At 63.0% G+C, this 23,345-nt stretch carries 18 protein-coding genes; 14 read left to right on the plus strand and 4 right to left on the minus strand.

What is annotated here, in order from left to right; genetic code table 11:
* Positions 1 to 327: 327 nt before the first annotated feature.
* Positions 328 to 1,869 carry a sigma-54-dependent transcriptional regulator gene (locus AC0L2H_RS01755; protein WP_473588577.1) on the minus strand — a complete coding sequence of 514 codons (1,542 nt, stop codon included), beginning with the start codon at positions 1,867 to 1,869 and terminating at the stop codon, positions 328 to 330.
* Between the two features lie 231 nt (positions 1,870 to 2,100).
* On the opposite strand from AC0L2H_RS01755, the gene AC0L2H_RS01760 reads away from it, so the two are divergent.
* From AC0L2H_RS01760 to AC0L2H_RS01810, 11 genes are all read left to right on the plus strand, one after another.
* A complete protein-coding gene (locus tag AC0L2H_RS01760; protein WP_473588578.1) occupies positions 2,101 to 3,936 on the plus strand; it encodes a M3 family oligoendopeptidase in 1,836 nt (611 codons plus the stop codon).
* 372 nt (positions 3,937 to 4,308) lie between these two features.
* Positions 4,309 to 5,061, plus strand: coding sequence for a proton-conducting membrane transporter (locus AC0L2H_RS01765; protein WP_473588580.1), 753 nt, complete (start codon positions 4,309 to 4,311; stop codon positions 5,059 to 5,061).
* A gap of 176 nt (positions 5,062 to 5,237) precedes the next feature.
* A complete protein-coding gene (locus tag AC0L2H_RS01770; protein WP_473588581.1) occupies positions 5,238 to 6,383 on the plus strand; it encodes an aminodeoxychorismate synthase component I in 1,146 nt (381 codons plus the stop codon).
* Positions 6,332 to 6,994 (plus strand): aminotransferase class IV family protein, encoded by a 663-nt coding sequence (locus AC0L2H_RS01775; protein ID WP_473588582.1) that lies wholly within the window; start codon positions 6,332 to 6,334, stop codon positions 6,992 to 6,994. Before AC0L2H_RS01770 ends, AC0L2H_RS01775 begins: the two co-directional genes overlap by 52 nt.
* Positions 6,995 to 7,024: 30 nt before the next feature.
* Complete coding sequence (locus AC0L2H_RS01780; RefSeq protein ID WP_473588583.1) at positions 7,025 to 7,945, plus strand: heme-dependent oxidative N-demethylase family protein; 921 nt, start codon at positions 7,025 to 7,027, stop codon at positions 7,943 to 7,945.
* Between the two features lie 111 nt (positions 7,946 to 8,056).
* Complete coding sequence (locus AC0L2H_RS01785) at positions 8,057 to 9,502, plus strand: homospermidine synthase (RefSeq protein ID WP_473588584.1); 1,446 nt, start codon at positions 8,057 to 8,059, stop codon at positions 9,500 to 9,502.
* Positions 9,503 to 9,680: 178 nt separating this feature from the next.
* On the plus strand, positions 9,681 to 10,055 hold the full coding sequence (gene omp10 / locus AC0L2H_RS01790) for an outer membrane lipoprotein Omp10 (RefSeq protein WP_473588585.1): 375 nt from the start codon (positions 9,681 to 9,683) through the stop codon (positions 10,053 to 10,055).
* A gap of 188 nt (positions 10,056 to 10,243) precedes the next feature.
* A complete protein-coding gene (locus tag AC0L2H_RS01795; RefSeq protein WP_473588872.1) occupies positions 10,244 to 12,286 on the plus strand; it encodes a 5'-nucleotidase C-terminal domain-containing protein in 2,043 nt (680 codons plus the stop codon).
* A gap of 168 nt (positions 12,287 to 12,454) precedes the next feature.
* Positions 12,455 to 13,519: a ferrochelatase gene (hemH, locus tag AC0L2H_RS01800; protein WP_473588586.1), complete on the plus strand. Its 1,065-nt coding sequence runs from the start codon at positions 12,455 to 12,457 to the stop codon at positions 13,517 to 13,519.
* A gap of 134 nt (positions 13,520 to 13,653) precedes the next feature.
* Positions 13,654 to 14,604: an SPFH domain-containing protein gene (locus tag AC0L2H_RS01805; protein ID WP_473588587.1), complete on the plus strand. Its 951-nt coding sequence runs from the start codon at positions 13,654 to 13,656 to the stop codon at positions 14,602 to 14,604.
* 10 nt (positions 14,605 to 14,614) lie between these two features.
* Positions 14,615 to 15,079, plus strand: coding sequence for an NfeD family protein (locus tag AC0L2H_RS01810; RefSeq protein ID WP_473588588.1), 465 nt, complete (start codon positions 14,615 to 14,617; stop codon positions 15,077 to 15,079).
* Between the two features lie 27 nt (positions 15,080 to 15,106).
* Here AC0L2H_RS01810 and AC0L2H_RS01815 read toward each other — a convergent pair whose 3' ends face one another.
* Positions 15,107 to 16,108, minus strand: coding sequence for a KpsF/GutQ family sugar-phosphate isomerase (locus AC0L2H_RS01815; RefSeq protein WP_473588589.1), 1,002 nt, complete (start codon positions 16,106 to 16,108; stop codon positions 15,107 to 15,109).
* Between the two features lie 195 nt (positions 16,109 to 16,303).
* Between AC0L2H_RS01815 and AC0L2H_RS01820 the strand changes: the two genes are divergently transcribed.
* On the plus strand, positions 16,304 to 18,073 hold the full coding sequence (locus AC0L2H_RS01820; RefSeq protein WP_473588590.1) for an outer membrane beta-barrel protein: 1,770 nt from the start codon (positions 16,304 to 16,306) through the stop codon (positions 18,071 to 18,073).
* Positions 18,074 to 18,100: 27 nt separating this feature from the next.
* On the opposite strand, the gene galU is transcribed toward AC0L2H_RS01820, so the two are convergent.
* The gene (galU, locus tag AC0L2H_RS01825; RefSeq protein WP_473588591.1) at positions 18,101 to 19,006 is read right to left on the minus strand and encodes a UTP--glucose-1-phosphate uridylyltransferase GalU; all 906 of its coding nucleotides are present in this window, start codon (positions 19,004 to 19,006) and stop codon (positions 18,101 to 18,103) included.
* 203 nt (positions 19,007 to 19,209) lie between these two features.
* Between galU and AC0L2H_RS01830 the strand changes: the two genes are divergently transcribed.
* Positions 19,210 to 20,436: a lytic murein transglycosylase gene (locus AC0L2H_RS01830; RefSeq protein ID WP_473588592.1), complete on the plus strand. Its 1,227-nt coding sequence runs from the start codon at positions 19,210 to 19,212 to the stop codon at positions 20,434 to 20,436.
* A 119-nt stretch (positions 20,437 to 20,555) separates the two neighbouring features.
* Entirely contained in the window at positions 20,556 to 21,776 is a 1,221-nt protein-coding gene (locus tag AC0L2H_RS01835; protein ID WP_473588593.1) for an SGNH/GDSL hydrolase family protein, read from the plus strand.
* Positions 21,777 to 21,827: 51 nt separating this feature from the next.
* Here AC0L2H_RS01835 and AC0L2H_RS01840 read toward each other — a convergent pair whose 3' ends face one another.
* The gene (locus AC0L2H_RS01840; protein ID WP_473588594.1) at positions 21,828 to 23,282 is read right to left on the minus strand and encodes a glutamate synthase subunit beta; all 1,455 of its coding nucleotides are present in this window, start codon (positions 23,280 to 23,282) and stop codon (positions 21,828 to 21,830) included.
* Positions 23,283 to 23,345: the final 63 nt, after the last annotated feature.

A 23,345-nucleotide genomic window follows, 5' to 3' on the forward strand; every position in this document is an offset into this window, starting at 1 on the left:
GCCGTCCGTTTGTGTGTCGTTCGACTTGGTTCAAATCAAAAGGCCTTGCAGGCTGCCGTTTGTCCCCGGATTTGCCCAAACGGATGCGTTGTTGTCACATCCGAATATCGATCCTAATGGTTAATCATCACTTATTGAAGCCGAAATGCGGTAACACCGTGGCGACATCCCGTCAAAAATATTGCGCAGGGTTTCTTGGTAAACCGCTGGTTTAGATCATGTTTCAGCCCTTGCCCGAAACACGATCTGTTACAAATTGCCTCAATCCGTGAACGTCGCCACTGACGTGCACCCCTCGCGCTGTCATGCGCGGGTTCGTTGGCACAATCAGGAGGCGAGCCGGTCGACACGGCCCGTTTCGGGATCGATGCCGTGTTCCTTGAGCTTCCTGTAGAGCGTGGAGCGGCCGATGCCCAGGCGGCGGGCGACCTCGCTCATCTGGCCGTTATAATGGTCGATGGCGAGCTTTATCATTTCAAGTTCGACGTCGGCCAGCGCCCGCACATTGCCGCGTTCGTCGAGCGCCTTTAGCGTGCCGAAGCGAGGTTGCAGCCTGGCCGGCGCCTCAGGCCCCGTCGCGGCCATGCCGTCTTCGTCCGGCCCCTCGCCACGCGATTCGATGGCCAGGTCGGGAAATGCGGAAGGCGGCAATGCGCCATAGGCACCGAGATTGACGGTGCCATCGACCTGCGCCCGGATCTGCGGAAACTCCTCCACCGTCAGCACATCGCCTTCGCAAAGCACGGAGGCCCTGAAGACGGCATTTTCGAGCTGCCTGATATTTCCCGGCCAATCATAGGCCTGCAGCATGGCGAGTGCCGCGGCCGAGATGCCGTTGAGACGGCGGCGCGGATCGGCGGGCGCGACCTTTTCCATGAAATGTTCGACAAGGTAGGGGATGTCGTCGCGGCGATCGCGCAGCGGCGGCACGAAGATCGGATAGACGTTCAGCCGGTAGAACAGATCCTCGCGGAACTTGCCGTCCTTGACCTGCTGCAGAAGATTGCGGTGCGTCGCCGAGATCAGCCTGATGTCGACCCTGACGGTCGAGCGCCCGCCGACCGGATCGACCTCGCCGTCCTGCACGGCGCGCAAAAGCTTGACCTGCACGTCGAGTGGCAGGTCGCCGATCTCGTCGAGGAAAAGCGTGCCCGAATGCGCTTCCACAAACTTGCCGGTGTGCTTTTCGGTTGCGCCGGTGAACGAGCCCTTCTCATGACCGAACAGGATCGATTCGACCAGATTGTCGGGAATGGCGCCGCAATTGACGGTGACGAAGGGTTTAGAGCGGCGGTCACTGCTGCCCTGGATGGCGCGCGCCACCAATTCCTTGCCGACGCCCGATTCGCCTTCGATGAGGACCGGGATGTTCGACGCTGCCGCCTTCTGGCCGAGACGGATCACCCGGTCCATCGTCGGGCTGTGCGTGATCAGATCCTTGAAGGTCAGATGGTCGCCTCGCCGTCGCGACGTGCGCTTCACCTCGCCCTCGACCGCCTCGACCTTGAGCGCATTGCCGATCGACGCCTGCAGCCTGTCGGGAGAGGCGGGCTTGACGACGAAATCGAAAGCGCCGTGGCGCATCGCCGAAACGACGGTCTCGATGCCGCCCTGTGCGGTCTGCACAATGACCGGAACATTGATGCCGCGCTCACGCATCGCCTTCAGCACGCCGATGCCGTCGAGGCCCGGCATGGCGAGATCGAGGATGACCACCGACACGTCGCGCGCATGCGGTCCGTCGAGCGCGTCGAGGCCTGCCTCGCCGCCGTCTGTGACAATAGCGGTGTGGCCGAATTTCGTTACCGCCGCCTCGAGCAGCCTGCGCTGCACGGGATCGTCATCGACTATGAGTATGGAACCTGCCATGACTGGATCAACTATGCCCGCCCAATTTGCCCAACCCCAACATGATCACCAGGGGGGAACTGCGCCCTATGGATCATCTTGGCACAGGGTTCTAAATAAGGTTTCAAAAAACCCGGTGAACGAATTCCTTAGGATTTGACCGGCTTCCCATTCTTCTTGAGTTTTGGGCCCTTTGAATTTTGGTCCCCTTTGAATTTTGACCCCTCGAATCCTGGTTCTGGAAAGATGGCAATGCGTATGGTTTTTGGTCGGCAGTTAGCGGCGTCGTCCGGTCAGGGCGCGGCGGGCCTCGGCGACCTGCCGGAATGGAACCTCGCCGATCTCTATTCGGGCATGGACGCCCCGGAGCTGAAGCGCGACATCGCCAGGGCGGCCGCCGACGCCATCGACTTCGAGAGCCGCTGGAAGGGTACGCTCGCCGCCGAGGCCGAGCGCGGCGACGGCGGCAGGCTGGGCGAAGCGCTTGCCGCCTATGAAGCGCTGGAGGAACTGATCGGCCGGATCGTCTCCTATGCCGGGCTGGTCTATGCCGGCAACACGGCTGACCCGCAGCGCGCCAAGCTGTACGGCGACATTCAGGAGAAGATGACCGACGCCAGCGCGCATCTTCTGTTTTTCGCGCTCGAACTGAACCTCATCGACGATGCCGCGATCGCGACCGCGCTGGCCGCCGATCCCGGTTTCGCCCACTATCGGCCGTGGGTGCTCGACTTGCGCATGGACAAGCCCTACCAGCTCGAGGACCGGGTCGAGCAGCTCTTCCACGAAAAGTCGATCACCGGGCGCGGCGCCTGGAACCGGCTGTTCGACGAGACGATGACCGATCTGCGCTTCGACATCGACGGCGAGGAATTGACGCTGGAGCCGGCGCTCAACCGGCTGCAGGACGCCGATGGCGACGTGCGCCGCCGGGCCTCCGAGGCGCTGGCCGCGACCTTCCGCAAGAATTTGCGCACCTTCACGCTGATCACCAACACTTTGGCCAAGGACAAGGAGATTTCCGACCGCTGGCGCGGCTTCGAGGACATCGCCGATTCGCGCCACCTCGCCAACCGTGTCGAGCGCAGCGTGGTGGGCGCGCTGGCCTCAGCCGTTCGCGACGCCTATCCGCGCCTGTCGCATCGCTATTACGCGATGAAGGCGCGCTGGCTCGGCATGGACATGATGAACCATTGGGACCGCAACGCGCCGTTGCCCGAAACCCCGCAAGCGGTCATCGGCTGGGACGAGGCCAAGAACACGGTGCTGTCCGCCTATCAGCGCTTCTCCCCCGACATGGCGGAAATCGCCAGGACATTCTTCGACCGCAACTGGATCGATGCGCCGGTCAGGCCCGGCAAGTCGCCGGGCGCCTTCGCGCATCCGACCGTGCCGTCGGCGCACCCTTACGTGCTGCTCAACTACATGGGCAAGCCGCGCGATGTGATGACGCTGGCGCACGAGCTCGGCCATGGCGTGCACCAGGTGCTGGCCGGCGACCAGGGCGCGCTGATGGCTTCGACGCCACTGACGCTGGCCGAGACAGCATCCGTCTTCGGCGAGATGCTGACCTTCCGCTCGCTGCTCGAGCAGACCACCGATAAGCGCGAGCGCAAGGCCATGCTCGCCCAGAAGGTCGAGGACATGATCAACACGGTGGTGCGCCAGATCGCCTTCTACGAATTCGAGCGCAAGGTGCATGCCGAGCGCAAGAACGGCGAACTGACATCCGACAGGCTCGGCCAGTTCTGGCTGGAAGTGCAGGCGGAAAGCCTCGGGCCGGCGATCAAGCTGCGCGAAGGTTACGAGGTCTTCTGGACCTACATCCCCCACTTCATCCATTCGCCCTTCTACGTCTATGCCTATGCTTTCGGCGACTGTCTGGTGAATTCGCTCTATGCGGTCTACCAGAACGCCGAGCGTGGCTTTCAGGAGAAGTATTTTGCCATGCTGCGCGCCGGCGGCACCAAGCATCATTCCGAACTTCTGGCGCCCTTCGGCCTCGATGCCACCGACCCTGCCTTCTGGCAGATCGGCCTAGGCGTGATCGGCGGCCTGATCGACGAGCTGGAAGCGCTGGACAATTGATGCGCGCAGGCGAGCGCGCGGGGCAGGCAGAACAATTTAGCCGCAATGCATATTGAACCCTTCTATTCTTGCGTTGAATATTTGTTCTTGAATAAGTTTCTATGGAATTTTTCCGTTAGCTTTCGGGGGGCTGTATGATAGCGTCCCGCCTCAAGCTCAACCGGGCGCGCGGCTCGGGCCGGGAGATTCTCTGGCCGGCCATGGCGCTTCGGCGAATGCGACAGCGGCCGTTGGCCTTGGCGGGAAAAGCCGGTAGCCGACAGCTCGATCGAAGCCGGCTGTTCCGCGAACCGCGGAACCACCATCGAATGGTCCTTCGCCAAGGTCGCTGCTCCTGACCGCGGCCGATAGACCGGACTGGAGAGAGAGACAATGGGCACTTTTTTCTACATGCTCCTGGCGTTCCTTGTAGGTGTGTTGGTTGGCTGGTTCATCTGGGGACGACTGCGTGGCGAACTCGACAGCCTGCGCGGCGACCTCGACCGTACGCGCAGCGAGCGAGACAGGCTGCGCGCCGATAGCGATCGTCTGACCGGTGAGCTGGACGCATGCGGCCGCACCCGCGCCGATCTCGAGCGCCGGCTGGCCGAGGCGCAAGCCGCCAGGACCGGCCCGGCCAAGGCTGCCGCCCAGGCGCCGGCGGCGCTGATGTCGACACCAACGCCCAGCAAACCCGCGGCAGCGGCACCGAAGGCAAGTGCGACGAAAGCAAGTGCCCCGAAAGCAAGTACACCAAAGGTGGGGACGACCAAAGCAGGCACATCAAAGGCAGCGACATCGAGTGCGGCGAAGACGAGCACTGCCGCGAAGAAGGCCGTTCCGCCGGCAAGGAAAGCCACGGCAGCCAAGGCGACAACAGCGGCAGCCGGCAAGGCCAGCGATTTGCGCCGGCTGATCGGCATCGGCCCGGCCAACGAGAAGCTGCTCAAGGGGCTGGGGGTCACGACCTATGCTCAGATCGCCGCATGGACGGCCGCCGATGTCACCCGGATCGAGAAGACCTTGAACTTCGACGGCCGCATCGAACGCGAGCGCTGGATCGAGCAGGCCAAGCTGCTCGCCGCCGGCGACGAAGCGGAATTCGCGCGACGCTTCCCGACCGCGGGGACCGCCAGCAACACCTGAATTTGCTTGGCGGCATCGAACCCAAGACAAATGGCGGCGTCCCCCAGGACGCCGCCAGTTCGCTTTTTACATCACGGCTGTCTTTGCGTCCTGAGACGCCGTTCCCTCGATTGCGCTGAAACAAGGCCCCATATAGAGCGATCGATGATCGCCATTGGCCGCAGCATCCGAGCCTCATGTCCCTGCCCTCTGCAATTTTCCGCAACGACCAGAGCGCGCGTCAGCTCGTCTTCGACGATCCGGCCGACATCCTTGTGGCGCATGAGGCGCAGGATTTCCTGCCGGCGCTCGAAGCCGCGCAAGCCGCGCACAATGCCGGCAAATGGCTGGCCGGCTATCTCTCCTACGAGGCCGGCTATCTGCTCGAACCAAAGCTCGTTCCGCTGCTGCCGGGCGGACGCCGCGCCCCGCTTGTCTGCCTGGGCGTCTTCGACGCGCCTGTCGAACAGGCGGTCGGGCCCGGCAACGCTGCTGCAACCAACGGCCCGATCTTCGACGCAAAAGCGGCCTGGTCTTCGCAGGACTATGCAAAGCGCTTTGCGCGGCTCCACGACCACATCCGCAAGGGCGATTGCTATCAGGGCAATCTGACCTTTCCGGTCCAGGCGCAGTGGTCGGGTGATCCCCTGACGGCGTTCGACGCGCTGACCGAACGCCAGCCGGTGAAATACGGCGCGCTGGTCGCGCTCGGCGATCCCGTCGTTCTGTCGCGGTCACCGGAACTGTTCTTCGAGATCGACGCCGAAGGCATGATCGAAACGCATCCGATGAAGGGCACCGCTCCGCGCGGCGCGACCAAGGCGCAGGACAAGCAACTGAAGGCGTTCTTGGCCAACGACGAGAAGAACCAGGCCGAGAACCGGATGATCGTCGATCTCCTGCGCAACGACATCTCGCTGATCAGCGAGGTCGGCACGCTGGAGGTGCCGGAGCTTTTCCGCATCGAAACCTACCCGACCGTCCACCAGATGGTGAGCCGCGTGCGTGCGCGGCTTTTGCCCGGCCTGACAATCCGCGAGATCCTTGCGGCACTCTTTCCCTGCGGCTCGATCACCGGCGCGCCGAAGATCCGCGCCATGGAGATCCTGCACGATCTGGAAACCGCGCCACGCGATGTCTATTGCGGCGCCATCGGCTGGATCGCACCTGGCGGCACGATGCGCTTTTCGGTGGCGATCCGCACCATCTCGCTCTTTTCCAATGGCGAAGCAGTCTACAATGTCGGCGGCGGCGTCGTCTTCGATTCGACGGCCGAGGAGGAGTATCAGGAGTGTCTGCTGAAAGCGCGCTTCGCGACGGGAACGCCGCCGATTTCGAGCTGATCGAAACCATGCGCTGGGAGCCCGGCCAGGGCTTCCTGCGTTTCGACCGCCACCTCGCGCGCCTCTACGGCTCGGCAAGCGAACTGGGCTTCGCCTGCGATCCGCGCAAGGTCGGCGAGGTGCTGACAAACGTCATCGACCGGCCTGGCATCGCCTTGCGCACACGCCTCGTCCTGTCGCGCAACGGCAAGGCGACGGCGTCGGCCGTACCCTTCGAGCCGCTCGCCGCCGACAAGGTCTGGCGGCTGCAACTGTCGCGGGTACGGCTCGATTCGAACGACACGCTGCTGCGCCACAAGACCAGCCGCCGCGGCGCCTACCAGCGGGCGCGCGCCGAATATCTGATCAGCCGGGCCGACGAGGTGCTGCTGGCCAACGAGCGTGGCGAAATCTGCGAGGGCACGATATCAAACCTCTTCGCCGATTTCGGCGACGGCGCGCTGGCGACGCCGCGGCTCGATTGCGGCCTGCTCCCTGGTGTCCTGCGCGGTGAGTTGCTGGATCAAGGCCGCGCCCGAGAAGCGATCTACACTTTGGACGATCTTAAGTCGGCCAAGGCGCTGTTCGTCGGCAATTCGCTGCGCGGATTGATCCCGGCGCGGCTGGGCTGACGCGATCCGATTGGATCCCATATAAAAGGCATGAGCATCCCCGCCCACACGCCCTATGACGGCTCCTCGAAGCTTTTTGCCATCGGGCTGAAGCCGCTCGATTTCGATAGCTGGATCGAGGTCGATGGCCATCTGCTGCCTCATCTCGCCGAAAAGCGCCGGCTGTATACCGAAATCCCCGGCAGCGTCTTTGTCGAAGAGGACGGCACGCGCGACGCCCAGCGCGAGGTGCTTGATCTGCTCGGCACGCATTTGCTGGCGAAGTATCCAGACGTCTATCGACGCTCTGGCACCGGGATCGAGGTGATCGGCACTAGGGCCGGAACTGCCGGCGGCTTCAGCGATGCGCCGCTTGTCGCAGCCTCGTTGCTTGTCCAGGAAGACCTGATCCTGATGCGCCGCGACGAGAGTGGCTGGCGGCTGGTTGCCGGCTCGCTCTGCTTTCCCTCCTCATGGTCGCTGAGCGAAAAATTCGGCAGGCCGCTGCAGGAAATCCACGCGCCGGTGCCGGGCTTCGGTCCAGGCACGCGCCCGGCCGACCTTATCAACCGTATGTTCGACGGTCTTCAGGGCCAGGCCGTCGAGCGCTACAACTGGTCGATCCAGGCCGGCGATGCCCTCTACCATCCCCTCTCGAACCTCGAGCGCATCGACCGCACCGCCAGCCGCCCCTCCAGATTTCCGGATGGCGACATCGATGCCCGCGCCTTCATCCGTGTCGAGCGGCAGACGCTCAGGAAACTTCCCGCCTCGCGTGACGTCCTGTTCACCATTCGCATCCATCTCGATCCGCTCAACGTGCTGGCGCGCCATCCCGATCGGGCAAGGCTGGCAGCATCTTTCGCCGCGCAACTTCTGGCCCTCGACGAGGCCCAACTCGACTACAAGGGCATGACATCGGACCGCAACCGGCTGGTTGCCTTCCTTAACCACGTGGCGAATGCGGCCTAGCCGGCGATTGGCGCTTTTCACTGGTTTATGACAATGATCTGTGGTGTAGCGCTTGGCCGTCCGGCGGAAAATGCCGGATTTTTCCCTGTATTTTGAGGAGTGTTCGATAAAATGGCGAATGAAAACTGGCCCGTTTACGGTGAAATCACCGGCCCTGTCGTGATGATCGGCTTCGGCTCGATCGGGCGGGGAACGCTGCCTCTGATCGAACGCCATTTCAACTTCGACAAGTCGCGCATGACGGTCGTCGACCCGCGCGATGCCGACCGTAAGCTGCTCGACGAGCGCGGCATCGCCTTCGTCCAGGAAGCGGTGACGCAGAAGAATTACAAGAAGCTTTTGACGCCGCTTCTGACCAAGGGCGGCGGCCAGGGCTTCTGCGTCAACCTGTCGGTCGACACCGGATCGGTGGACTTGATGCGGCTTTGCCGCAAGCTCGGCGTGCTCTACATCGACACCGTCGTCGAGCCATGGCTCGGGTTCTATTTCGACGCCGAGGCCGACAATGCCAGCCGCACCAACTATGCATTGCGCGAAGCGTTGATCGAGGAAAAGCGTAAGCATCCCGGCGGAACGACCGCGATCTCCACCTGCGGCGCCAATCCCGGCATGGTTTCATGGTTCGTCAAACAGGCGCTCCTTAACCTCGCCACCGATCTCGGGCTGGAATTTTCCGAACCGGCCGAAACCGATCGCGAGGGCTGGGCCAGACTGATGAAGAAGGCCGGCGTCAAGGGCATCCACATCGCCGAGCGCGACACCCAGCGCACGAAGAAGCCGAAGCCGATGGATGTCTTCTGGAACACCTGGTCGGTCGAGGGATTCATTTCCGAGGGGCTGCAGCCAGCCGAACTCGGCTGGGGCACACACGAGACCTGGATGCCGAAGAACGCCAAAAAGCACAAGCATGGCTCGAAGGCCGCTATCTATCTGGAGCAGCCGGGCGCCAACACGCGCGTTCGCAGTTGGTGCCCGACGCCCGGTCCGCAATATGGTTTCATGGTGACGCACAACGAGGCGATCTCGATCGCCGACTTTTTCACGGTGCGCGGCAAGAAGGGCAAGGTTCATTACCGCCCGACCTGCCACTACGCCTACCATCCCTGCAACGACGCCGTGCTTTCCTTGCATGAGATGTTCGGCGCCGCAGGCAAGGCCCAACCCGTGCACCATGTGCTCGACGAGAACGAACTGGTCGACGGCGTCGACGAGCTCGGCGTGCTGCTCTACGGCCACGACAAGAACGCCTATTGGTACGGCTCGCAATTGTCGCTGGCAGAGGCGCGCAAGCTGGCGCCCTACCAGAACGCGACCGGTATGCAGGTTACCTCAGCGGTGCTGGCCGGCATGGTCTGGGCGCTGGAAAATCCTGAAGCCGGCATCGTCGAGGCCGACGAGATGGATTACAGGCGCTGCCTCGAAGTGCAGTCCCCCTATCTCGGACCGGTCAAGGGCTACTATACTGACTGGACGCCGCTCGATAATCGCCCCGGCCTGTTCCCGGAAGATCTCGACAAAAACGACCCGTGGCAATTCCGCAACATCCTCGTTCGATAGCACTCCCACCGGCATACCGCACCGCCTTGCAATCGCCCGGAAATCGGGCGATTGAAGGAAGCGGCCTGGAGCGAATGTGCGACTATTTGGAAAGTACGCTCCAGCACTTTGGATGTACGCATCGTGCTTTCCGAAAATCGAACAGATTTCCGGTCCGATGCTCGAGGAGAGGTTTTTCATGACGATCGCGCGAAAATTGCTTTCGGCCGGCATTGCCGCGGCCACAGCCGTCGCCTTGGCGGCCTGCACCACCACCGGCCCGAGCGAGCCGCCGGCAATCTCGGGAAAAGGCGTCGAAGGTTCCTGGATCGATGCGCAGGGCACGGGTTTGTCGACCTTTGCCGGCGGCAGCTTCAAAACCGTCGCCACCGATACAGGCCAGAAGCTTGCCGATGGCAGCTACACCATGACCAGCGGCACTTCGGTCGAGATCCATGGCACCTCGCTGATCCGTCAGACGCCGATCAGCTTCAACTGCCTGCTGATCTCCACCTCGCAGCTTAATTGCACCAGCGGCAGCGGACAGAATTTCGTGCTGACGCGACGCACCTGAGCGCTGTACTGAATTGCTTCCAAAAAGGGACGGCAAGCTTGGCTCGCCGTCCCTTTTTACGCCGGCAAAGCTGATCCCGATTCCGCTTGCATCGACTGAAACGCGATGTGAACATGACGAAAAAGTTGGCTGTTATGCTGCAGTCAAGCAAAAGCGTTAAACGCTTGATCAGGTCACCCGGGAGACAAATAATGAAGATCGCTGCCATTGCCGCCCTGTCGGCGTCCATGCTTGGCCTGTCGGCCGGAGCATCCTTTGCCGACTACACGCTGAACATCCTGCACATCAACGACTGGCACAGCCGCATCGAAGGCAACAACAAATATGAATCGACCTGCTCGGCCGAGGAAGAGACCAAGGGCGAATGCATCGGCGGCGCCGGGCGCTTGATCACGGCGATCGCTCAGGAGCGCAAGAAGCTCGAAGGCCAGAACGTGCTGCTGCTCAGCGCCGGCGACAATTTCCAGGGCTCGCTCTTCTACACGACCTACAAGGGCAAGGTCGAAGGCGAGTTCCTCAACCAGATGAAATTCGATGCCATGGAACTCGGCAACCACGAGTTCGACGATGGCGAGGCCGCGCTCGCGCCGTTCCTCGACATGATCAAGTTTCCGGTGCTCGGCGCCAATGTGAAGGCCAATGCGCAGTCCAAGCTCGGCGACCGCGTCAAGCCGTCAATCGTCGTCGAAGTCGGCGGCCAGAAGATCGGCATCATCGGCGCGGTCACCAATGACACGCCGGAACTAGCCACCCCCGGCCCGAACATCACCATCGAGGATGACGTCAAGTCGATCACATCAGAGGTCGAGAAGCTGAAGGCGCAAGGCGTCAACAAGATCATCGCCGTCACCCATATCGGCTACAGGCGCGAGCGCGATATCATCGCCAAAATCCCTGGCATCGACGTGGTGGTCGGCGGCCACAGCCATTCGCTGCTGTCCAACACCGACCCGAAGGCCGAAGGCCCCTACCCGACGATGGTCGACAATCCGGACGGCTACAAGGTACCCGTCGTCCAGGCGGCGTCCTATTCGAAATATCTCGGCGAGTTCAAGGTCGTGTTCGACGACAATGGCGTTGTCAAGCAGGCCAGCGGCGATCCGATCTATCTCGACAAGTCGATCACCCCCGATCCAGCCGTGCTTGCACGCATCAAGGAACTCGGCGCGCCGATCGAGGCCTTGAAGAACAAGGAAGTCGCCGAGACCACCAAGGCGATCGACGGCAGCCGCGAGAATTGCCGCACCCGCGAATGCGAAATGGGCAATCTCGTCTCCGACGCCATTCTCGACCGCGTCAAGGGCCAGGGTGTCGAGATCGTCGTCTCGAATGGCGGCGGCCTGCGCGCCTCGATCGACCAGGGCACCGTCACCATGGGCGAGGTGCTGACCGTGCTGCCGTTCCAGAACACACTGGCGACCTTCCAGATTTCCGGCAAGGACCTGGTCGCCGGGCTCGAAAGCGGCCTCAGCCAGGTCGAGGACGGCGCCGGCCGCTTCCCGCAGGTCGCCGGCCTGAAATATTCGTTCGACAAATCGGTCGCGCCCAATGCCGGTCGCGTCAAGTCGGTCGAGGTCATGGAAGGCGGCGACTGGACGCCGATCAATCCGGACAAGGATTATCTGGTCGCCACCAACAATTATGTCCGCCAGGGCGGCGACGGCTACAAGATTTTCGCCGACAAAGCCAAGAACGCATACGATTACGGTCCGGGCCTCGAACAGGTGGTCGCCGATTATCTCGGCGCGCACCGGCCCTATACGCCGAAGCTCGATGGCCGCATCACCGAGATCGCGGCGAACGCTGCGGCAGCCCCCGCGGCGCCGGCTGCTGAACCAGCCAAGCCGGCCGAGCCTGCTCCGACCGCGGAGCCGGCAGCACCTGCCGAACCGGCGATGCCTGCATTGCCGTCCGGTTCTGGCGATATCGCCACGACGCCGCCAAGCGTGTCTGAGGAAACAACACCAGCTCCGGCGACGCCTGCCCCGGCAGAGGCTACGCCGGCCCCCGCCCCGGCGGAGACAGCTCCAGCACCGCCCGAACCGGCAAAGCCGGCCGAGACCACCCCTGCCGAAAGCAGCCACGTGATCGTCGCTGGCGACACCTACTGGGACCTGGCCAAGAAAGCCTATGGCGACGGCACCAAGTGGAAGATCATTTCAGCCGCCAACGAAGGCTACGAACCGCGACGGCTCCCCGTCGGCGCGACGCTGACCATCCCCGCGAATTAACCGCGCTTTGGCCACTCCAACCACAGACCCGTCCGGAAAACCGGGCGGGTCGTCTGTTTTCGGCCTATAGCTATCGCCGACGCGGCGTGATCCGTCTTGAGGTGCGGCCAGAGGCTGCATTGAAAGCGCGCGCAAGAGGCTTAGGTTCGCGTCTCCTGGAGAACCATCATGCCGCTTTCCACCTCCATCGACGCCAAGGCCGCGAAGGCCATCGGCCCATTGCCGGCCGGACATCCTCCGGTAAGAACCGGCAAGATCGGCGTCATGCTGGTCAATCTCGGAACGCCCGACGGCACCGACTTCAAACCGATGTGGCGGTATCTGAGGGAATTCCTGTCCGATCCGCGCGTCATCGAGCTCAACAGGGCGATCTGGTATCCGATCCTCTACGGGCTGGTGCTAACCACCCGGCCGAAGAAGTCGGGGGCCAACTATGCCCGTATCTGGAACCGCGAGAAGAACGAGTCGCCGCTGCGCACCTACACCCGCGCCCAGGGCGAGAAGTTGGGCCAGGCATTGGCCGACCTGCCCAATGTCGTTGTCGACTGGGCGATGCGCTATGGCAATCCGTCGACCGCGAGCGTCGCCAGAAGCCTGGTCGAGCGGGGCTGCGACCGCATCATCTCCTTCCCGCTCTATCCGCAATATTCGGCGACCACGACCGCTACCGCCAACGACCAACTGTTTCGCGCGCTGATGAAGATGCGCGCCGCCCCCGCCATCCGCACCGTGCCGCCCTACTATGACGAACCGGTCTATATCGAGGCGCTGGCGCGATCCATCGAACGGCATCTGGCCACGCTCGACTTCGAGCCGGAGGTTGTCATCACCTCCTATCATGGCATCCCGAAGCCTTATTTCGAGAAGGGCGACCCCTATCATTGCCATTGCCAGAAGACGACGCGGCTGTTGCGCGAGCGGCTCGGCTGGAGCGAGAAGAAGCTGATCACCACCTTCCAGTCGCGCTTCGGCGCCCAGGAATGGCTGCAGCCCTACACCGACAAGACGGTCGAGAAATTGGCCACGGAAGGCGTGAAATCGATCGCCATCGTCAACCCCGGCTTTTCCGTCGATTGCATCGAGACGCTGGACGAGATCGGCCGCGAGGCAGCCGAAACCTTCCATCACGCCGGCGGCGGGAAATTCGCGCACATACCTTGTCTCAACGACAGTGCCGAGGGGATGGCAGTGATCGAGGCGATGGTGCGGCGCGAACTTGCCGGCTGGATCTGAACGTCCCCGACGGGATGGCTGAAACCGGTGCGCAAAAGCCTTCGCTAACCAATATTCGTGATCACCTGATTGTAACGCCGCGGAAACACACTTAAGTGATTCCGTGAGGTCGTCGGCTTTGAGGGAGAAATGAAATGGGCTTCAGCGGTTTCGACATTGCCATCGTTGTTCTTGTCTTTCTTGTCATTATCCTTCTTTTCAAGGGCATCAAGACGGTACCTCAGGGCTATAACTATACGGTGGAGCGCTTCGGCCGCTACACCAAGTCTTTGACGCCGGGTCTTAACATCATCAACCCCATCTTCGAGCGCGTTGGCGCCAAGATGAACATGATGGAGCAGGTGCTCGACGTTCCCACCCAGGAGATCATCACACGCGACAACGCCATCGTCGCCGTCGACGGCGTCGCCTTCTATCAGGTGCTCAACGCCGCGCAGGCCGCCTACCAGGTCGCCGGCCTCGAGAACGCCATCCTCAACCTGACGATGACCAACATCCGCACCGTCATGGGCTCGATGGATCTCGACGAATTGCTGTCAAACCGCGACGCCATCAACGAGCGCCTGCTGCGCGTCGTCGATGAGGCCGCGCATCCTTGGGGCATCAAGATCACCCGCGTCGAGATCAAGGACATCAATCCGCCGGCCAACCTCATCGAATCGATGGGCCGCCAGATGATGGCCGAGCGCAACAAGCGCGCGCAGATCCTCGATGCCGAAGGCCTCAAGCAATCGCAGATCCTCGAGGCGGAAGGGCGCAAGGAAGCCGCCTTCCGCGACGCCGAGGCACGCGAACGCTCCGCTGAGGCCGAGGCGCGCGCCACACAGGTGGTGTCGGAGGCGATCGCCAAGGGCGACGTGCAGGCGCTCAACTACTTCGTCGCGCTGAAATACACCGAAGCCCTGACCAGGATCGGCTCCGCTACGAACAGCAAGGTCGTGCTGATGCCGATGGAGGCTTCATCACTGATCGGCACGCTCGGCGGCATCGGCGAGATCGCCAAGGAAGTCTTCAGGAGCGAAGGCACTGCCGGCGCCGCACGGCAGACCGCGCGTCCGCCGGTGGTTCGCCCGGGCGAAAACTGAGGCCACTCCCATGTTGGAACGCATCGTTTCCGAACTCGGCCCGTGGAACTGGATGGTTCTCGGCTTCGTCCTCCTGGTGATGGAAGTCGTCGCGCCAGGCGTGTTCATGCTGTGGATCGGCATCGCCGCCCTGATCATCGGCGCGGTGTCACTGCTCGTCTGGGACACGGCCTTCTGGACCTGGCAGGTCCAGGTGCTGGCCTTCTTGGCTTTGTCGCTGGTTTCGGCCTTCGTCGGCAAGAAGCTGGTCGGCGGCCGTCATGGCGACGTCGACCAGCCGCTGCTCAACCGTCGCGGCGCGCAGATGGTCGGCAGGATGGCGACGCTGGCCGAGCCGATCAAGAACGGCCGCGGCCGCATCCGGCTGGGCGACACGCTGTGGCGCGTTTCCGGCCCGGATTTGCCGGCAGGTACACAAGTGCGCGTGACCGGCTCCGCCGATACGGATCTGGAACTGACCGTAGAGGCCGTCTAAATCAGGTTGGGAGTATCGGCAAACTGGTCAGGCCGCGCCGATGCGCAGCAGATCGTGCAGGTGGACTAGTCCGACCGGACGTTTGCCTTCCACCACCATCAGGCTGGTTATGGCCGAGTTGTTGATCGTCTGCAGCGCCGTCGCCACCAGCGTATCGGGTCCGGCCGTCTTCGGCTCCCTGGTCATGACCTGATCGACGCTCATCGCCAGAAGATTGCTGCCGATATGGCGCCTGATGTCGCCGTCGGTGATGATGCCGACCAGCGCGCCGTCCGCGCCGGTGATCGCCACGCAACCAAACCCCTTGCGCGACAATTCGAGGATCGCCTCCTGCATTCCGGTGCCGGAGGGCACCAACGGCAGTTGCTCGCCGACATGCATGATGTCGCGGATCTGCGTCAGATTGGCGCCGAGCTGTCCACCGGGGTGGAAGGTGCGGAAATGATCGGGCGTGAAACCGCGCGCTTCGAGCAGCGCGATTGCCAGCGCATCGCCGATCACCAGTTGCAGCAGCGTCGATGTCGTCGGCGCCAGGCCGTGCGGGCAGGCTTCCGGCGCGCGCGGCAGCAGAAGCACTACATCCGCCTCGCGCGCCAGCGCCGATGTCTCTCCGGACGTGACCGCGATCAAGGGGATCGAGAAACGCCTGGAATAGGCGACGATGCCCATGAGTTCCCTGCTCTCGCCCGACCACGACATGGCGATGATGGCGTCGTCCCTGGCAATCATGCCGAGGTCACCATGATTGGCTTCGGCAGGGTGGACGAAGAAGGCGGGCGTGCCTGTCGAAGCAAGCGTCGCGGCGATCTTGGAGCCGATATGGCCACTCTTGCCGACGCCGGTGACGATGACGCGGCCGTCGATCCGCGACACCAGGTCGACGGCGCGCGCGAACGGTTCGGCAAGCCCGTTTTCGAGCGCGGCCGCCAGTGCTGCGATACCAGCCTGCTCGGTTGCCACCGTTCTGAGCGCCGAAGCGATTGAAGCTGGCCTGTCGAGCGGCTTCTTCTCTGGGGATCCCGCATGCATGGCTGAAGCGATTAGCGCTTTGCCGCGCGCCTGTCCAACGGAATTGCCGCCTCACGCGTGCAGCGCCGCGCGTGAATCCCTTGGGTCACAGGCGCGCGACAGGGTTAATCGGCCGCCACCTCAACCCTCCGTTAACCATCCCCATTTACGGTTCGGTAAGTACGGCGCGCAGGCGCGGCGCAAGCAGTGGTGGCAATGTCCAAGGCCCAGCCCGAAAAGAAAAGAGGACGCAAGGGCAAGGCGGTCTGCGCCTTGTTGCTGGCGACCAGCGTCTTTGCCTTGCTGCGGCCGGCGCTACCTCTCGCCCAGGAGACCGAGTTGCGCGGCGAGGTTTCGGAATCGGCTATCCTGGCCGACCAGCGGCGCAAGACCAGGCAAATGAGCATGGCCGGTTCCCAGGATCAGGCGACGACCGGCGCGACCGCCCAGGGGGACGTGCCGGCACCCACCTATCAACCGGCCAGTCCCGGCGCCGTACCCGATGACACCGGCACGGCATCGGCGACCGGCAGTATTTTCGATCCGCCCGCGGCCGCCGACGACCCGTTTGCCGATGACCCCGCCCCCGTCCCGCCACGCCGCTCGGCGAGCGCCAGGCAACGCGCCGCCGATGAAGACAAGGCGCAGGACGAGGCCGCCGACAGCGAGAAGACAAGGAAAACCACCGTCGACGCGACAACCACGGCCAATACGGATAACGCCGACACCGCGGAGACGGATCAGGACACCAATCGCCGCGCCGTGACTATTGATTCCGCCGACAGGCTGCAGCTTGACCCGGGCGCCGAGCGTACCGAGGCGATCGAGGGCCAGGACAAGAAGGCGGAGGACGACCCATTCGCCGCCACTGGTCTCAGGCTCGGCTCCTTCGTGATCAGGCCGACGCTCGAGCAGGGCCTGACGGCCACGTCGAATGCCGATTCGAGCAATGGCGGCAAGTCCGCGCTGCTGTCGGAAACGGCGTTGCGCTTCAACGCTGTCTCCGACTGGGCGGAGAATTCGGCCACCATCGACGGCTACGGCATTTTCCGCAACACCGTATCGGGCCAGAAGATCAATGAGGCGCGCGGCCGCATCGAAGGCACGCTCAACGTCGACCTCGGCAATGAACTGCGCGCCATCGCCAGGCTCGGTTACGAGATTGCGCCGGAATCGGCCTCCTCGCCCGACGCCATTGCCGGCGTCAACTCGCAGCCGATACGCCAGACTCTCGACGGCAGCCTCGCCGTCGAGAAGGACGCCGGCAAGATGCGCTTCGCGCTGACCGGTGCCGTCTCCCACGACATCTATGGCGATGCCAAGCTTTCGGACGGCACCGTCGTGTCGCAGAAGGACCGCGATTCCACCCTTTACACGACGACTTTGCGCACCGGCTACGAGATCTCTCCCGCCATCACGCCCTTCACCGAGGTCGAGGTCGGCCGACGGCTCTATGATCAGCGCGTCGATAGCAGCGGGTACGAACGATCCTCGACACGGCTCGGCGCCCGGGCTGGCGTCGAACTCGACATGGGCGAGAAACTTGCCGGCGAGTTCTCGGCCGGCTGGCTCAGGGAAGCCATCGACGACGACCGGCTGCAGGCGATTTCGGGCGCCACGGTGAACGCCGACCTCAAATGGTCGCCCGAGCGCGGCACTATAATCGGCCTCACCGCGCAGACGACCGTGGAGGGCACGACGAACGCCGGACAAAGCGGCGACATCCTCTATTCCGGCCGCCTCACTGGCGAACGGCAAATCCGTGCCAACCTGACCGGGAATGCCGCCCTTGGCGCGGACTGGCGCGATTACGTCGGCTCCGACGGCCATGATCTGACGCTGAGCGCCGAGGCTGGGCTGACATGGTGGCTGAACCGCTATGCCGGCCTCACCACCCGCGTCAGGACCGAAAAGCAGACCAGCAACCTGGCGGGCCGCGATTATACGGCCAACAGCATATTCCTTGGCGTGAAGGTTCAGCGGTAAGGCAGGCCGGCCGATATTGATGAAGGCTTAAAAAGCAGCGCCCTTGCGTTCCGACGGCTTCAACTCGTCGAGCAGCGTGCGGATGACGCCCGCCATGCTTGCACTCATATCGCTTCGCCACAGCGCGAAGGCGACATTGGCCTCGACAAAGCCCTCCGGCGATCCGCAGTCGAAGGTGCGCCCTTGGTAATGGTAGCCGTAGAAGGGCTGCTGTTTCTCCAGTTTCAGCATCGCATCGGTGAGCTGGATTTCGTTGCCGGCGCCCTTTTCCTGGCTTTCGAGGATCCCGAATATCTCCGGCTGCAGGATATAGCGTCCGTTGATGTAGAGATTGGAGGGTGCGGTGCCCGTCTTCGGTTTTTCCACCATGCCGGTGATGCGGAAACCGTGATGCGTGTCCTCGCCGCGGCCGACAATGCCATATTTATGGGCTTCGGCCGGGTCGCATTCCTGGACCGCGATGATGTTGTTGCCGGTCTCCTCGTAGAGCTCGACCATAGACTTCATGCAGCTCTTTTCCGACTGCATGATCATGTCGGGCAAGAGCAGCGCGAAAGGCTCGTCGCCGACCAGTTCGCGGGCGCACCAGACGGCATGGCCGAGGCCCATCGGCACCTGCTGGCGGGTGAAGCTGGTCTGGCCCGGCGCGGGCTGCAACCGTTGCAGGCGGGCGAGCTGGTCATCCTTGCCGCGCTGGGCGAGCGTGTCATAGAGTTCGAACTGGACGTCGAAATGATCCTCGATGACCGCCTTGTTGCGGCCGGTCACGAAGATGAAATGCTCGATGCCGGCTTCACGCGCCTCATCCACCACATACTGGATGACTGGCCTGTCGACGACGGTCAGCATCTCCTTGGGGATGGCCTTGGTGGCCGGGAGAAACCGCGTGCCGAGGCCGGCGACCGGGAAAACTGCCTTGCGAACTCTCTTCATGCTGCCAATCATCCTTGCTTGCCTCGTCGCACCGCTCGCAGACATTTTCATGCCGAAATCAGGGATTACCGACTATCCGATGAAAATTTGCAATCTCTAAAGCATCGACCTGTCTTTTCGTTCCCAGCGACACCTATGGTAAACTAAATCCTAACCGGCTTCGGCGAAGAATGATCCTTCCTGTGATGAAAAAGGAGGAAAAAATGTCCCTACGCAATGCAGCAAGGCGCCTGACAAGCGTCGTGGCGGCCGCCGGCCTCTCGCTTGCCTTGCTGATGCCAGCCGGGCCGGCTTTTGCCGACGCCGGTTTCCGCCAATGGGTTACCAGCTTCCGCGCCACCGCGGTGCAGAGTGGCGTTTCCGGCGCTGTCTACGACCAGGCATTCAGGGGCATCAGGGATGCCGACCCGGAGGTGCTGGAGAAAGCACGCTTTCAGCCCGAGTTCACGGCGCCCGCCTGGGACTATTTCGACAATCGCGTCCATGACCAGTCGATCGCCGTCGGCCAGCAGATGGCCAGGAAATGGAAGCCGTGGCTGGACAGGATCGAGGCCAAATACGGCGTCGACCGCTACGTCCTGCTGGCCATCTGGTCGATGGAATCGAACTATGGCGAAACCCTCAAGCGCGACGATATCATCCGCAATGTCGTGCGTTCGCTGGCAACGCTTGGCTACGCCGATCCCCGGCGCTCGAAATATGCCCGCACACAGTTGATCGCGGCCTTGAAGATCCTGCAGAGGGGCGACATCGACGAAAGCCACCTGGTCGGCTCATGGGCAGGCGCGATGGGCCATACCCAGTTCATTCCGACCAGCTACCAGGCCTACGCGGTCGACATGGACGGCGACGGCAGGCGCGATATCTGGAATTCGATCCCCGACGCCCTGGCAACGTCCGCCAATCTTCTCAGGAAGAACGGCTGGCAGGCCGGCAAGACCTGGGGCTATGAAGTCGTCCTTCCGGACGGCAAGAAATTCCCGAAAGGATCGATGTCGCTGTCGCAATGGCAAGCGCTGGGTGTCAAGCGCGCCAACGGCAAGCCGTTCAGGAATGGCGCGGACAAGGCGACGTTGAAGGTGCCCGGCGGTCGCGGTGGACCGACTTTCCTGATGATCAAGAATTTTTCGGTCATCAAGCGCTACAACAATGCCGACAAATACGCGATTGCCGTCGGCCTTCTTGCCGATGATATCGCCGGCTATGGCGGGCTTGTGCAGGATTGGAAACGGCCCTTCACCAAGCTTTCCTTCGAGGAAAGGCAGGAGCTCCAGCAACGGCTTTCCGAGCACGGCTACTATTCGGGCAAGTTCGACGGCAAGATCGGCGACGGGTCGAAAGCCGCCATCATGGCCTTCCAGGCGAAGGCCGGCTTGACCCAGGACGGACATCCGAGCATGGAAGTGCTCAAATGGCTCAGACAAAAATAGAGCCGTCTACGGCGTGCGTCCTTTCGAACGCGCAGAGGACGCTGTAGCACGTTAATTCGCGCGCATGGCCCCTTCCGAAATCCGCTTTCGGGCCATGCGCCCAGGGATGGAGAGGGTGATTGGTTTCGGCTGCGCGCATCCGGGTGATCCTTCGTCGCGTGCCGATACTCGCTCTGGCCATCGTCGTCCTGGTGGCGGGCATCGCCGGCGCCTTTCACACACCGGCCATGGCGCAGGAAGAAAGCCGCGGCTGGTCGCTGCGCGACCTGTTGTTTCCGCGCCGAAGCGAGCGGATCGAACCGCCGCCGCAGCAAATCCAGCGAGCCAGGCCACCCACGAAGGCAAGAAAGCCTCGCGCCGCGCCGCGCCGACCAGCTGAGCCAGCAACCCCCATTGTCGAGAAGGCGCCGGATGCCCGCACTGTCCTGGTGGTCGGCGATTTCATGGCGAGCGGCCTCGCCGAAGGGCTGGATGCCGCTTTTGCGCAAAACGCTGGCGTCAGGATCGTCGTTCGCGGCAATGGTTCGTCGGGCCTCGTGCGTGACGACGTCTACAACTGGCCCGAACAGATCAAATCGCTGATCGAGACCGAAAAGCCCGCGGCCGTGGTCGTCATGCTTGGTTCCAACGACCGTCAGCAAATGCGCGTCGACGATGTGCGCGAACAGCCGCGATCGGAGAACTGGACCAAGGAGTATGAGCGCCGGACCGAGGCGCTCGGCAAGGCCATCGCGTCGACCAAGGTTCCCTATCTGTGGGTCGGCATGCCGCCTTTCCGGGTGGCGAAGATGACCTCCGACATGCTGGCTTTCAACGACATCTACCGGTCGGCGGCCGAAACTCACGGCGGCGAATTCGTCGACATCTGGGACGGTTTCGTCGACGAGAACGGCGCCTTCGTCATCAGCGGGCCGGATATCAACGGCCAGGCGGTGCGCCTACGCACCGATGACGGCATCAACGTGTCGAAGGCCGGCAAACGCAAGCTCGCTTTCTATGCCGAAAAACCGCTGCTGAAGATCCTGGGGCTGAGTGCGCCGGGCGGCGTCACGACCGCCGCCGCGCCGGCCGGCGCTCCCGTCGAGGCGCCGGCGGCCGCGCCAATGGAAGTTGACCGAACCGTACCGATGCTGCTCAGCGATCCGGCGCTCGACGGCGGCTCGGAACTTCTCGGCGCCGCCCCACTGAAAAAGGCGGACAGACCCGGCGAAAAGCTCGCCGTCGAGGGCAAGGCCCCCAAAGCCTCGCCCGGCCGCGCCGACGATTTTTCCTGGCCGCCCAAGGTCAATCCCGCGACGGCAGCCGCTGGAAGCGACAAGACGACGGCAATCAATCCTTGATACGGCGGAAACGCCCGCAGATGGCCGCCGGAGTAGGGTTTCCAAACGGTCTCAGCGTGGCAGGACGGTCGATCCCATCAGCGCCTCGTCGATCGCACGCGCCGCCTGGCGGCCCTCGCGGATCGCCCAGACGACCAACGACTGGCCACGGCGCACGTCGCCCGCCGCGTAGAGCCGTTCGACGCTGGTCCTGTAATCGCGGTCGTTGGCCTCGACATTCCTGGAGCGACGGGCATCGGTGGCAATCTTCATCTGCCCGTCCAGTTCCTGCACCACGCCAGCCGCGGCAGGGCCGGCAAAGCCGATGGCGATGAAGGCCAGATCCGCGCGGATGACGAATTCGGTGCCGGCGATCGGCTTGCGCTTTTCATCGACCTCGCAGCATTTGACGCCGGTCAGCTGGCCATCCTCGCCGATGAACTCCAGTGTCGCTACCTGGAATTCGCGTTCCGCGCCCTCGGCTTGCGAGGATGACGTACGCATCTTGGTCGCCCAATAGGGCCAGACCGCGAGCTTGTCTTCCTTCTCCGGTGGCTGCGGGCGGATGTCGAGCTGGGTGACGCGCACGGCGCCCTGGCGGAAGGCGGTGCCGACGCAATCGGAGGCGGTGTCGCCGCCGCCGACGACGACGACATGCTGGCCGCCGGCAATGATCGGATGCGACGGCCACGCCACCGACTGGATCGGCTCGCCGCCGACACGCTTGTTCTGCTGCACCAGATAGGGCATCGCGTCATGCACGCCGCCGAGATCATCGCCGGGAATATCGGCGGCGCGCGGCGTTTCCGAACCGCCGCAATAGAGCACCGCATCATATTCGGCGAGCAATTCCTCCACCTTCTTGTCGACGCCAACATTGACGCCGCAGTAAAAGCTCACGCCCTCGCCCTGCATCTGTTCGATGCGCCGGTCGATATAGTGCTTCTCGATCTTGAAGTCGGGGATGCCGTAGCGCATCAGCCCGCCCGGCCGGCTCTCGCGCTCATAGACATGCACATCGTGGCCGGCGCGGCCGAGCTGCTGGGCGGCCGCCATGCCGGCCGGTCCCGAGCCGATGACGGCGACCCGCTTTCCCGTCTTCTTCTCCGGCGGATAGGGCCGGATATGGCCGGTTTCGTAGGCCTTGTCGGCGATCGCTTGCTCGACGGTCTTGATGGCGACCGGAATGTCCTCGAGGTTCAGCGTGCAGGCTTCCTCGCAAGGTGCCGGGCAGATGCGGCCGGTGAATTCCGGAAAATTGTTGGTCGAATGCAGGTTGCGGATCGCATTGTCCCAGTCGCCATTGTAGACGAGGTCGTTCCAGTCCGGGATCTGGTTGTGGATCGGGCAGCCGGTCGGCCCATGGCAGAACGGAATGCCGCAATCCATGCAGCGCGCGGCCTGTTTCTCGACCTCCTTGTCCGACATCGGCAGCGTGAATTCGCGGAAATGCCGAATGCGGTCGGAAGCCGGCTGGTACTTGTGCACCTGCCGGTCGATTTCGAGAAAGCCTGTTACCTTGCCCATAGTCCAGTTCCTGCTGTCCAGATGGTGCGGTTTTCGCCGCACCCGTTAACCTCTTGAGGCAGC

This window comes from Mesorhizobium sp. WSM4871 (genome assembly GCF_055811295.1).

What these genes read in the sequence shown, in the direction of transcription:
- AC0L2H_RS01755 (WP_473588577.1), bottom strand. Translation starts at nt 1,869, where the DNA reads ATGGCAGGTTCCATACTCATAGTCGATGACGATCCCGTGCAGCGCAGG.
- AC0L2H_RS01760 (WP_473588578.1), top strand. Translation starts at nt 2,101, where the DNA reads ATGCGTATGGTTTTTGGTCGGCAGTTAGCGGCGTCGTCCGGTCAGGGC.
- AC0L2H_RS01765 (WP_473588580.1), top strand. Translation starts at nt 4,309, where the DNA reads ATGGGCACTTTTTTCTACATGCTCCTGGCGTTCCTTGTAGGTGTGTTG.
- AC0L2H_RS01770 (WP_473588581.1), top strand. Translation starts at nt 5,238, where the DNA reads ATGTCCCTGCCCTCTGCAATTTTCCGCAACGACCAGAGCGCGCGTCAG.
- AC0L2H_RS01780 (WP_473588583.1), top strand. Translation starts at nt 7,025, where the DNA reads ATGAGCATCCCCGCCCACACGCCCTATGACGGCTCCTCGAAGCTTTTT.
- AC0L2H_RS01785 (WP_473588584.1), top strand. Translation starts at nt 8,057, where the DNA reads ATGGCGAATGAAAACTGGCCCGTTTACGGTGAAATCACCGGCCCTGTC.
- omp10 (WP_473588585.1), top strand. Translation starts at nt 9,681, where the DNA reads ATGACGATCGCGCGAAAATTGCTTTCGGCCGGCATTGCCGCGGCCACA.
- hemH (WP_473588586.1), top strand. Translation starts at nt 12,455, where the DNA reads ATGCCGCTTTCCACCTCCATCGACGCCAAGGCCGCGAAGGCCATCGGC.
- AC0L2H_RS01805 (WP_473588587.1), top strand. Translation starts at nt 13,654, where the DNA reads ATGGGCTTCAGCGGTTTCGACATTGCCATCGTTGTTCTTGTCTTTCTT.
- AC0L2H_RS01810 (WP_473588588.1), top strand. Translation starts at nt 14,615, where the DNA reads ATGTTGGAACGCATCGTTTCCGAACTCGGCCCGTGGAACTGGATGGTT.
- AC0L2H_RS01815 (WP_473588589.1), bottom strand. Translation starts at nt 16,108, where the DNA reads ATGCATGCGGGATCCCCAGAGAAGAAGCCGCTCGACAGGCCAGCTTCA.
- AC0L2H_RS01820 (WP_473588590.1), top strand. Translation starts at nt 16,304, where the DNA reads ATGTCCAAGGCCCAGCCCGAAAAGAAAAGAGGACGCAAGGGCAAGGCG.
- galU (WP_473588591.1), bottom strand. Translation starts at nt 19,006, where the DNA reads ATGAAGAGAGTTCGCAAGGCAGTTTTCCCGGTCGCCGGCCTCGGCACG.
- AC0L2H_RS01830 (WP_473588592.1), top strand. Translation starts at nt 19,210, where the DNA reads ATGTCCCTACGCAATGCAGCAAGGCGCCTGACAAGCGTCGTGGCGGCC.
- AC0L2H_RS01840 (WP_473588594.1), bottom strand. Translation starts at nt 23,282, where the DNA reads ATGGGCAAGGTAACAGGCTTTCTCGAAATCGACCGGCAGGTGCACAAG.